This window comes from Nitrosomonas marina, assembly GCF_900110145.1.
GTDB classification, from domain to species: Bacteria; Pseudomonadota; Gammaproteobacteria; order Burkholderiales; family Nitrosomonadaceae; genus Nitrosomonas; species Nitrosomonas marina.
This window is the reverse complement of sequence record NZ_FOCP01000006.1, coordinates 97,828-109,288: the sequence shown is the minus strand read 5'-3', so window position 1 is coordinate 109,288 and position 11,461 is coordinate 97,828. Positions and strand designations below refer to the sequence as shown.

The following is an 11,461-nucleotide window of genomic DNA, read 5'->3' as shown; positions in this document are numbered from 1 at the left end:
GGCGACTGTGTATCAGCTATTCAGTCTGGTCAGGAGGTCGTGCATTTTTTCCGGATGAGTAGTGCGGATAATTTTATGCGCGAGCGGCCTGATGTCGGGAAGATTGCTTTTGAGAATCTGGTTTTTAACCAGCAAAAGTTGCGCGGGATACATAGAAAACTGCGTTAAACCGATACCCAGCAGCAAACGTGTAAACTGTATGTCACCAGCCATTTCGCCACAGATCGACACGGGTTTTTTAGACCGGTTGGCGGTCTGGATGACACGCGAAATCAGCCATAACACTGCCGGATGAAATGGGTCATACAAATATGCGACAGCATCATCGACCCGGTCCACCGCCAGCGTGTACTGAATCAGATCATTCGTGCCTATCGACAGGAAGTCAAGCTTCTGCAGGAAAATTTCGGGGCTCAGTGCGGCTGCAGGGATTTCGATCATGCCGCCAACCTGAATGTGCTCGTCGAAATCGATGCCGTCGTTGTGCAGCGATTGTTTCGCGTGCTCTATCAGGTGCAGTGTCTGAAAAACTTCTGTGGCGTTGGACAGCATGGGGATGAGAATCTTTATCTGTCCGTATTTGGAGGCACGTAAAATTGCCCTTAACTGCGTATGAAACATCTGCGTTTCTGACAGGCTCAGACGAATGGCGCGCAATCCCAGCGCGGGATTGACTGCAGTCGGCACGCAATGTTTCAGATTTTTGTCTGCGCCAAGATCAAAAGTGCGTATCGTTACCGGTTTTCCATCCATTTCAGTGGCTACGGCACGGTAGGCCTCAAATTGTTCATCTTCATCAGGCAGATCATTCCGGTTCAGAAACAAAAATTCACTCCGGAAAAGGCCGATACCGGCTGCACCATTTTCCTTGACCTGTTCCAGATCACTCGGCAGTTCGATATTTGCGAGCAGGTCGACTCCGGTACCGTCAATAGTAACTGCCTTAATACTTTTGAGCCGCTTGAGTTTCTGTTTTTCCAGTTCCAGCTGGCTTTGCCGCAAGCGGTATTCATCCAGAACGTATTTGTCCGGATTGACAATAATGACCCCCTGGCTGCCGTCGACAATCAGGCAGTCGCCTTCCAGAATCAGCTGATGCGCATGGTGCAGGGCAACCACCGAGGGAATATTCAGGCTGCGGGCAACGATGGCGGTGTGTGACGTCAGACTGCCCATGTCCGTTAAAAAGGCAATGAACTGGTGCGGTTTGTACTGCATAATATCCGCCGGGCTCAAGTCATACGCCACCAGAACGTGGTCGCCGAGATGTTTGGATGGCGGCGGACGATAACCGGGGTATCCGAGCAACGCCTTGAGTATCCGTTCCACCACCTGCTCGACGTCGGTTTTGCGTTCACGCAAATAAGCATCGTCGATCGCTTCAAACTGTGCGAGCAGTACTTCTTTTTGCTGGGTCAACGCCCATTCCGCATTACACTGTGTCTGTTCAATGATATCGCGTGTTGCGTCCGTGAGTGTCGGATCGTCCAGAATCATGTGATGCAATTCCAGAAACGCGCTGAATTCGGCCAGCGCCGGCCCATCGGTAACGGACGATTGTAACGCCTCGAACTCCGCCCGCACGGTAGAGAAAGCCTGGTCAAGCCGCTTGATTTCCTTGTTGATCTGGCTTTTGGGAATCAGGTAATGTATCACTTCAAGCGTAGTGGGAGCCGTTAAATGGGCATGTCCGATCGCAATGCCGCCGGACACGCCGATGCCATGCAGGATAAAGCTCATTCCCCTTCCCCGAAATAGTTCTCGACCAATGCCACAAGTGCGTTCAAAGCTTCGGATTCTTTCTCGCCCGAGGTTTCTATCTGGATGAGTGTTCCTTTACTGGCAGCCAGTGTCATTACGCCCATAATGCTTTTTGCATTGACGCGGCGATTGTTGCCGCTTATCCAGACTTCACAAGGGTATTGACTGGCAAGCTTGGTCAGTTTTGCGGATGCGCGCGCATGCAATCCCAGTTTGTTCACTATCTCGACTTCTTTAAGCTGCATGACCGTTTCCTGCAGAAATTTCAACAACACCATTTTTGCCGCCATCCAGCGCTTTGTTGACTGTGGCCGCCAGGGTTTCATGACGATAAGTCAATGCCCTTACCAGCATCGGCAGGTTGATTCCCGTAATACAGGCAACATGGTCGCGCTGTATCAGCCGGCTTGCAATATTGCACGGTGTTGCACCCAGGATATCGCAAAGAATCAAAACGCCTTCCCCTGTATCTAGTTTTTGTATCAGCGTGCGCATGTTGATCAATACGTCGTCCGGGTCGTTTTCGACAAAAACGCCCAAAGACTGCAATTGCGCAGGCCGTTCTCCCAGAACGTGACAGGCGCAGCGTATCAGATGTTCGCAAAGCTGTTCATGGGTTACCACAAGTATTCCGATCATGCGAGGCTTAATCCTGATTTGGAAATAAAGAAAATGATTGAATTTTATCACTGCTTGTAATGCACATACTATTTATTAACTGATATCGATGTTCGTATGAAATGGCTGCAGCCCAGGTAATTTATGAAAAATCTATGGTATTGAATGATCGGTTTTAAACAAAAAAAAGAAAATTCAAATTGTATGGGTAAGTTTTGAACTGACCGCTGTTCCATGCACCAATCAATAACCTGGCTCGAGGTTTGATCAATTGCTATATGAAATCGATAACTGGCCGATGAATAATAATTCATCGTCAAATTGGTACACACCATCGGTGAGTTCTGGCTGCACTATGAATCATTCATGTTACTAATTTTGCATATGAATAATGCCATGTTTGTTGAATTCGAAGTCAAAGTACTTAAAGGGTTTTTATTTATTGGTATGGGTGGCGCTGGAGGCATTAATTGTTTTCAAGAACTTTCTGTTTTAACTAATATCAAGTAAAAAAAGCGCATCTTGCAAAGAGGCTCGGTCCTGACTCAATTAATTATGAATTGAGTGAAAAAATGACAGGAGGTGGTTACTGGATACTGACGCAGAAGAAGTCTGTGATAAATCACGCCAGGTATTCCATGTGGAGCTCTGTGACAACCAGTGAAAGAGTAAAGGGCAAGGCTTGTACTGCTAGCTTGGTTTTGCCTGTATACTTTTCCAGATATATCTTCGGTAATTTCGTTGTGTCTCGCCATTAGAATTTAATACACATTGGCCTCACCTGTCTTCGACTGGTATAATTTCACCCCAGTAAATCATCTGTAACAGCTTTATTTTTGAGGAATTATTGTATGTCTCGCTCTATCCGTAATATCGCGATCATTGCCCACGTGGATCATGGCAAAACAACACTGGTTGACAAGCTATTGCATCAGGCAGGGACATTTGCTGCGCATCAACAGGTTTCCGAGCGGGTGATGGATTCGAACGATCTGGAGCGTGAACGCGGAATAACAATTCTGTCCAAGAACTGCGCGATTGATTACGAGGGATGTCATATCAATATTGTCGATACACCAGGACATGCGGATTTTGGCGGTGAAGTCGAGCGCGTGTTGTCGATGGTCGATGGTGTATTGTTGCTGGTTGATGCCGTGGAAGGGCCAATGCCGCAGACGCGTTTTGTGACCAAAAAAGCCCTCGCGCTTGGATTGAATCCTATTGTGGTCGTTAACAAGGTGGATCGACCGGGCGCTCGTCCGGACTGGGTCATTGATCAGACATTTGATCTGTTCGATAAACTGGGTGCCAACGATGTTCAGCTTGATTTCCCGGTGGTATATGCCTCGGCATTGAACGGCTATGCCTCGTTGGATGGTGCCGAACCGGGTGATAATATGCGCCCATTGTTTGACACTATCGTTAAACATGTCAGCGCCCCCGAGGGCGATCCGGACGGACCGCTGCAGTTACAGATCAGTACGCTGGATTATTCCAGTTTTGTCGGGCGTATCGGTGTCGGGCGCATTCGGCGCGGAAGATTGAGGCCCGGTCAGGAGGTCCTGGTGATGACCGGTGACAACAAAGCGAAAAAGAAAATCAACCAGGTGCTATGTTTCCGGGGACTTGAACGTGAGCAGGTGAGCGAGGCGCTGGCGGGCGATATTGTGCTGATCAACGGCATTGAAGAACTCAGTATCGGGACAACCATTGCCGATATTGATCAACCCGAGGCGCTGCCGATCAGTATGGTGGATGAGCCCACAATATCAATGACGTTTCAGGTCAACACATCGCCATTTGCCGGACAGGAAGGAAAATTTGTGACCAGCCGGCAACTGCGCGAAAGGCTGGAAAAAGAATTGCTGACCAACGTCGCCATGCGCATGGAAGAAACGGGCGATACCGATGCTTTTCTGATCTCGGGCCGGGGCGAGCTGCATTTGACGATTTTGCTCGAGAATATGCGGCGTGAAGGTTATGAACTGGCGGTATCACGCCCGCGGGTGGTGGTGCGCGAAATCGACGGTGAAAAGTGTGAGCCGTTTGAGATGTTGACGGTCGATGTCGAGGAGGGGCACCAGGGTGCTGTGATGGAAGCACTCGGCGAACGGCGCGGTGAGTTACAGGATATGGTTTCGGATGGTAAAGGGCGTGTGCGCCTTGATTACCGCATTCCCGCGCGCGGCATGATCGGTTTTCAGTCGGAGTTCATGACAATGACGCGTGGCACCGGTTTGATCAGTCATGTTTTCGATGAATTCGCGCCGATGCGTTCAGAGATTCCGCCACGCCGTAACGGCGTGCTGATTTCAGGCGAGCATGGAGAGGCGGTAGCTTATGCGCTCTGGAAGCTTCAGGACCGCGGCCGAATGTTTGTCAATCCGGGTGATCGTTTGTATGAGGGTATGGTGATTGGCATTCACAGCCGGGACAATGATCTGGTTGTAAACCCCATCAAGGGCAAGCAGCTGACTAATTTCCGTGCGTCGGGCAGTGACGAGGCCGTTGTGTTGACGCCACCAATACAGTTGACGCTGGAATCGGCTATTGAGTTTATTGCTGATGATGAACTTGTTGAAATTACACCAAAAACCATACGTATCCGCAAGAAATTACTGCTTGAGCATGAACGCAAACGTGCATCACGTGCGGCTGCCTGAGGAACCAATTCGAAACACACGAGTCCGAATTGTGTACGGAAAACTTGTTAAGCTGGAAGTACGTGGCAGATAAGCCCTTGTCATTTCACGTGTTTGGTCTTGACAAGCTAACTGCTCATAGGCAAAATGCTGCCTCTTGTCTTTACGTGTGGCGAATTAGCTCAGTGGTTAGAGCAGCGGAATCATAATCCGTTGGTCCGGGGTTCAAATCCCTGATTCGCCACCATCCGGTACTATCTTTTTGAATTTTAAACGCTTGAACGTCTTGGATTGAGTGTTCTGAACAGCATGAACAAAAAGCGCGCGCTGGAGTGCATTCTCATGATTGGGCTGGTTTTTGTGATCAGTGATGGCTATGCGCAAGTTGCCAGAAGCTTTCCCATAGACAGTAGATTTGGCAAGCTGAAGTCCCATTCGTATCCCGAATTCAAGATCGACAAGGTAACTTTGATAATGGGCGCTGGCGGACAAATCCGGGACCGTCATAACCTGCTGGTCATGCCGCCGATGCTGACGAAAAAAGATCATAAAGGCTATATTCGGTATCAGATGGACAATATGGGGTTATTGCATCGTGTCTGGTTCTTGACGCCGGATGAGACTAAACTGGCGCAGGATGAGGAAAAGCTGCTTAAGAAACAAAATCCACAAAAAAAATTTTCTATTCCATTCTTTCAGTGAGCAACAAACTTTATATCAAAACTTTTGGCTGCCAGATGAACGAGTACGACTCGGACAAGATGGCCGATGTGCTGTATGCTGCACATGGCATGGAGCCAACCGACGATCCGGCACAGGCGGATCTGATCCTGTTTAATACCTGTTCGGTAAGAGAAAAAGCACAGGAAAAGGTTTTTCACGATCTTGGACGCGTCAAGCATTTGAAAGCGAAGAATCCGGATCTTCTCATCGGCGTCGGCGGTTGTGTTGCCAGCCAGGAAGGAAAAGCAATTATCAACCGGGCGCCGTTTGTTGATGTTGTTTTTGGTCCGCAGACATTGCACAGGCTGCCGGAGATGATAGAACAGCGCAAAACAACCGGACTGTCCCAGGTGGATATTACGTTTCCGGAAATTGAGAAATTCGACCATCTGCCGCCGGCACGCACTGAAGGTGCGACAGCTTTTGTATCCATTATGGAAGGTTGCAGCAAGTACTGCAGTTTCTGCGTTGTGCCGTATACGCGCGGCGAAGAAGTGTCCAGACCGCTAATTGACGTATTGACCGAAATTGCCGTGCTTGCAGACCAGGGCGTCAAGGAAATTACACTGCTCGGACAGAATGTCAATGCTTATCTAGGCGTGATGGATGACGGCGATATCGCAGATTTTACCTTGCTGCTTGAATGTATCCACGATATTCCCGGTATTGAACGTATTCGGTATACCACTTCACATCCAAAGGAATTTACTGCGCGCTTGATCGAAGCATACAGCGCGTTGCCCAAACTGGTCAGCCATTTGCATCTGCCGGTGCAGTCCGGTTCTGATCGTGTGCTGGCTGCAATGAAGCGCGGGTACAGTGTGCTTGAATATAAGTCAATTATTCGTCGGCTGAGGACGGTGCGGCCGGAAATTTCACTGTCATCCGATTTTATCATCGGCTTTCCCGGTGAAACAGAAAGTGACTTCGAAGCGACGATGAGTCTGGTTGAGGAAGTCAATTTTGACGATTCATTCAGTTTTGTTTACAGTGCCCGTCCGGGTACGCCTGCTGCTGATTTGCCTGATGACACGCCGCATTCAGTCAAGCTTGAACGACTTCAGCGTCTGCAGTCGCAAATCCATCAACAATCCCGGAAAATCAGTCAGCGTATGGTCGGCAGTAAACAACGCATTTTGGTTGAAGGCGTTTCCAAGAAGGATAGCAGTGAAATTTTTGGCAGAACGGATAATAACCGCGTTGTAAATTTTGCCGGTAATAAAGCGCTGATCGGCCAGTTTATCGATGTTCGGATTACCGATGCATTGTCACATTCCCTGCGTGGTGAAGTATTGGATGGTTAGAACGCGTGCATTTTACTTGCAAAGTTTGCATTCTGCTGAGAGAATTGTATTGTCTTAACAGCAGTACCTGACATTGAAACAAAAACCCATAGAAATTTCATTTACCCCCGCAGACAATCAACGGCTGGCAAACTTGTGCGGAGCGCTTGACGAGAACCTGAAACAGCTTGAAACCGCGCTTGATGTAACCATTTCCCGGCGTGGCGAGCATTTCAGCTTACAAGGTGCCTCTGACCAGACACAATTGGCAGCACAGGTACTGCGTCGTTTTTACAATCAATCCCGCCAGCATCTGAGTCGTGAACAGATTCAACTCGGTCTGATTGAGGCCAAGAATCCCTGGAGGAACCATACCCGAATCAGCGAAGACGATACTTCCGATATGGAAAAGGCGTCACCGGCGCTGAAGACCCGGCGGACTGGTTTATATGGGCGCACGCAGCGGCAGACGCAATATCTTCAGCAAATTCAGAATCACGATATAACTTTCGCCATCGGGCCGGCGGGTACCGGAAAAACTTATCTGGCAGTTGCCAGCGCGGTCGATGCACTGGAGCGGGAACAGGTGTCGCGTCTGGTTCTGGTCAGACCCGCAGTCGAAGCCGGTGAACGACTGGGCTTTCTTCCAGGTGATATGACGCAGAAAGTGGATCCCTATCTTCGCCCGCTGTATGATGCACTGTATGATCTGATGGGGTTTGACAAAACCAGCAAGCAATTTGATCGTCAGGTGATTGAAATAGCGCCGTTGGCTTTTATGCGTGGCCGTACACTGAATCAGTCATTTATCATTCTGGATGAGGCGCAGAATACCACGCCGGAACAAATGAAAATGTTTTTGACGCGTATAGGTTTCGGCTCCAAAGCCGTGATCACCGGCGATGTTACCCAAATTGATCTGCCCAAGCATCAGAAAAGTGGTCTGTCGGAAGTCAGGCAAGTGTTGAAGGATATACGGGGCATTGCATTTACCCAATTTGATTCAGAGGATGTTGTCAGGCACCCGCTCGTTCAACGCATCGTTAATGCATATGAGATGCATGATTTAAAACATAAAGATGCCGAGTAATTACGTATTATTCAATTGACGATGCAGCAATCTTTCCAACTTGATGTGCAATTCGCAGTCGAGCGATCGATTGTGGGAACATTACCAGCACGGACACAGTTCAGACGCTGGACGAAGCTTGCGCTTGAGCAGGAAGCAGAGATTACAATCCGTGTGGTGGATATTGCTGAAGGTCGTGATTTGAATTGCCGTTATCGCGGCAAAGATTACGCGACTAACGTATTAACCTTCGTTTATGACGATACCGATCCACTGTCCGGCGACATTGTGTTGTGCGCGCCAGTGATTGAGCGGGAGGCGCTGGAACAGCATAAACCGTTGATGGCGCATTATGCGCATATGACCGTTCATGGCGTATTACATCTGCAAGGTTATGATCATATTGATGAGAATGATGCACAGCACATGGAAAGCAGGGAAATCGATATCCTCGCAACGCTGGGTTTACAGAATCCCTATGTAGTATCAAGCGAGATGGCTGTTTCAAATTGATTTTCGAATACTGTTACAAGGATTGATTCGTACAAGTGATACACAAGGAACGATATTCGTACCGGACAAATAAATTGTCTGAATCTGTTTTATGGTGGTAGCGATAAACGCGACTAATTTTCCGGCAACCTGTAATATATACTTTAACAATCAGATAGCAATCAAATATGGATGATCCCTGGCCTAAAACGGGTTGGCTTGAGCGTGTTGGCGCAATGCTCATGCGTGAACCTGAAGACCGGAAACAGTTGATAGCATTATTGCATTCAGCTTTTGAACGAAATTTGCTTGACTCGGATGCGCTCAGCATGATCGAGGGCGTCATGCAGGTGTCAGAAATGCAGGCACGGGATATCATGATTCCACGCTCTCAAATGGATGTCATCGATATCAGCCAGACACCCGAAGAAATTATTCCGTTTGTGATAGAAACTGCGCATTCGCGGTTTCCCGTCACCGAGGGAAGCGAGGGCAATGTTATCGGTATCATGCTGGCCAAGGATTTGCTGCGCTACTATGCAGGCGAAGAAGAATTCAATCTGCGCGATATGCTGCGTCCGGCTGTTTTCATTCCCGAATCAAAGCGACTCAATATATTGCTCAAAGATTTTCGTAAAAACCGGAATCATATTGCAATTGTCGTCAATGAGTACGGAGGTGTTGCGGGATTGATTACTATCGAAGACGTGCTCGAGCAGATCGTCGGTGAAATCGAAGATGAATATGATTTTGATGAAGACGAAGATAATATCGTACAGGAGCAGACTGGCAGTTACCGGATCAAGGCGATCACGGAGATAGACAATTTCAACGAGATCGTGGGGGCCAATTTCAGCGATGATGATTTTGATACGGTCGGCGGGCTCGTTCTTAGTAAATTCGGGCGTTTGCCAAGCCGGAGTGAATTTGTTGTCATCGAAAATATTAAATTTACGGTGCTGCGTGCAGACAGTCGCAGACTGCATATCCTGAAAGTCGAAAAATTGCCGCCAGAATCTGAGTCGGTTGCTTAGGGAGTTCATGCTCCCCGTTTTTTGAAACGCGATCAACGCTTTCCTGAAGCGTGAATGATGAAGACTGGTCAATGCCAAAAATTACTACACGTACCTATGATTCCCTGGCGTTTGAGTCACTGCACCGTGGTGGATTGCCACCGGTTATGGCGCGAATTTACGCAGCGCGTGGCATCGTTAATTCTGCACAACTTGAAATGGCGCTTGCGCGTCTGCTTCCATTTGATCAAATTAGAAATATTCACTTGATGGCTGGTTTGCTGGCTGACGCGATCGAAGCCCGAAAGCGTCTGCTCATAATTGCCGATTATGATTCTGATGGCGCAACTGCCTGCGCCGTTGGAATCAGGATATTGCGCATGATGGGGGCCGATGTCGGTTATCTGGTGCCGAACCGGTTTGAATATGGTTATGGCCTGACGCCCGAGATTGTTGATCTTGCATATACCACTTCGCGGCCTGACATACTGATCACCGTGGATAACGGGATAGCCAGTATCGATGGCGTACAGGCGGCAAAAGCGCTGGGAATGCAGGTATTTATTACCGACCACCATTTACCCGGCGATGAGCTCCCTGAAGCGACCGCCATTATCAATCCCAATCAACCCGGATGTCCATTTCCAAGTAAACATATCGCCGGTGTGGGTGTGATTTTTTATCTAATGCTGGCACTGCGCGCCGAATTTCGACAGCGGGGCGCTTTCGACACAGGCAAGGAACCCAATCTTGCCAGCTTTCTGGATTTGGTTGCGCTTGGTACGGTGGCTGACGTTGTCAAACTCGATGATAATAATCGCATCCTCGTTCAGCAGGGTTTGAGGCGGATACAGGCCGGTCTTGCCTGCTCAGGAATTAATGCGCTGCTAAAAATTGCAGGACGCAAAATACAGCAGACATCTACGTATGATCTGGGATTCATCCTCGGGCCCAGACTTAATGCTGCCGGGCGACTCGATGACATGTCACTGGGAATCGAATGTCTGATTACAGACGATGCCGGTGCTGCTGAACAAATGGCGCGGCAACTGGATACGCTCAATGTACGGCGCCGTGAAATCGAGTCGAATATGCAGGATAGCGCATTGTCTAAGCTTGAAAGTTCACTGCACGCCGAGAGTGCGCGGATTCAGTCTGCTTACAGCGTATGCCTGTTTGATCAAAGCTGGCACCAGGGTGTCATCGGTATTCTGGCGTCTCGTATAAAAGACAGATACCATCGACCGGTTATAATTTTTGCGCCGGGAAATGACGGCGAGATGAAAGGTTCCGGTCGTTCGATACCGGGATTTCATTTACGCGACGCACTGGATCTGGTTTCTAAACGTTATCCTGAAGTCATTGTAAAATTTGGTGGTCATGCTGCGGCTGCCGGCCTGACGATTGTCGCAGAACGTTTTGTGCAGTTCTGCGAAGCTTTCGAAGCAACTGCCCAGTCCTTGCTGACCGAAGCAGACCTGACACGTGTCATTGAAACGGATGGCGAACTGGATGAATCGGACATGAATATGGAACTGGCACAACACCTGACTCGTCAGGTTTGGGGGCAGGGGTTTCCCCAACCGACTTTTAATGCTAGCTTTTATGTTGAGAATCAACGGGTAGTAGGAGAAAAGCATTTGAAATTAAAGCTTAGAAAAATACCCTCAAGCAGCATGCCTGCACAGGATTTAAACAGCGCTTCCAGTTATGATGCAATTTTATTTTTTCATAATGATTTGCTGCCCGATGTGATCGACGCAGTGTACCGGTTACAGATTAATGAATTTAATGGTAGAGCGATGCTTCAATTATTGCTTGAACACTGGTCACAAGTGGAAACAAAGCCAATCGGTTAAT

The 11,461-nt window shown here is 48.6% G+C and carries 11 protein-coding genes and 1 tRNA gene; 9 read left to right on the top strand and 3 right to left on the bottom strand.

Translation table 11 applies throughout. The features are described from left to right. Positions 1 to 12 precede the first annotated feature (12 nt). Genes ptsP through BMX44_RS05985 form a run of 3 tightly spaced genes read right to left on the bottom strand, consistent with a single transcriptional unit; the run spans position 13 to position 2,400 of the window. Positions 13 to 1,740 (bottom strand): phosphoenolpyruvate--protein phosphotransferase, encoded by a 1,728-nt coding sequence (ptsP, locus tag BMX44_RS05995; RefSeq protein ID WP_090629486.1) that lies wholly within the window; start codon positions 1,738 to 1,740, stop codon positions 13 to 15. Next, positions 1,737 to 2,006, bottom strand: coding sequence for an HPr family phosphocarrier protein (locus BMX44_RS05990; protein WP_090629480.1), 270 nt, complete (start codon positions 2,004 to 2,006; stop codon positions 1,737 to 1,739). The genes ptsP and BMX44_RS05990 overlap by 4 nt, the downstream gene beginning before the upstream one ends. Then, entirely contained in the window at positions 1,996 to 2,400 is a 405-nt protein-coding gene (locus BMX44_RS05985) for a PTS sugar transporter subunit IIA (protein ID WP_090629476.1), read from the bottom strand. The genes BMX44_RS05990 and BMX44_RS05985 overlap by 11 nt, the downstream gene beginning before the upstream one ends. 363 nt (positions 2,401 to 2,763) lie before the next feature. Here BMX44_RS05985 and BMX44_RS17405 point away from each other — a divergent pair, with 363 nt between their 5' ends. The 9 genes from BMX44_RS17405 (at position 2,764) to recJ (ending at position 11,460) form a co-directional block, all read left to right on the top strand. Beyond that, positions 2,764 to 2,889, top strand: coding sequence for a hypothetical protein (locus BMX44_RS17405; RefSeq protein ID WP_281246242.1), 126 nt, complete (start codon positions 2,764 to 2,766; stop codon positions 2,887 to 2,889). Positions 2,890 to 3,230: 341 nt separating this feature from the next. After that, on the top strand, positions 3,231 to 5,042 hold the full coding sequence (gene typA / locus BMX44_RS05980; RefSeq protein ID WP_090629472.1) for a translational GTPase TypA: 1,812 nt from the start codon (positions 3,231 to 3,233) through the stop codon (positions 5,040 to 5,042). 150 nt (positions 5,043 to 5,192) lie between these two features. Continuing rightward, positions 5,193 to 5,268: transfer RNA gene (locus BMX44_RS05975), tRNA-Met, on the top strand. Between the two features lie 62 nt (positions 5,269 to 5,330). Continuing rightward, positions 5,331 to 5,723 carry a hypothetical protein gene (locus tag BMX44_RS05970; protein WP_090629468.1) on the top strand — a complete coding sequence of 131 codons (393 nt, stop codon included), beginning with the start codon at positions 5,331 to 5,333 and terminating at the stop codon, positions 5,721 to 5,723. After that, positions 5,720 to 7,048 (top strand): tRNA (N6-isopentenyl adenosine(37)-C2)-methylthiotransferase MiaB, encoded by a 1,329-nt coding sequence (gene miaB, locus BMX44_RS05965; protein ID WP_090629464.1) that lies wholly within the window; start codon positions 5,720 to 5,722, stop codon positions 7,046 to 7,048. Before BMX44_RS05970 ends, miaB begins: the two co-directional genes overlap by 4 nt. 73 nt (positions 7,049 to 7,121) lie before the next feature. Continuing rightward, the gene (locus BMX44_RS05960) at positions 7,122 to 8,117 is read left to right on the top strand and encodes a PhoH family protein (protein WP_090629459.1); all 996 of its coding nucleotides are present in this window, start codon (positions 7,122 to 7,124) and stop codon (positions 8,115 to 8,117) included. 21 nt (positions 8,118 to 8,138) lie between these two features. Continuing rightward, complete coding sequence (gene ybeY / locus BMX44_RS05955; RefSeq protein WP_090629455.1) at positions 8,139 to 8,609, top strand: rRNA maturation RNase YbeY; 471 nt, start codon at positions 8,139 to 8,141, stop codon at positions 8,607 to 8,609. A 167-nt stretch (positions 8,610 to 8,776) separates the two neighbouring features. Then, entirely contained in the window at positions 8,777 to 9,622 is an 846-nt protein-coding gene (locus BMX44_RS05950) for a CorC family transporter (protein WP_090629451.1), read from the top strand. A 71-nt stretch (positions 9,623 to 9,693) separates the two neighbouring features. Next, the gene (recJ, locus tag BMX44_RS05945) at positions 9,694 to 11,460 is read left to right on the top strand and encodes a single-stranded-DNA-specific exonuclease RecJ (protein WP_090629447.1); all 1,767 of its coding nucleotides are present in this window, start codon (positions 9,694 to 9,696) and stop codon (positions 11,458 to 11,460) included. The last annotated feature ends 1 nt before the right edge of the window (position 11,461 follow it).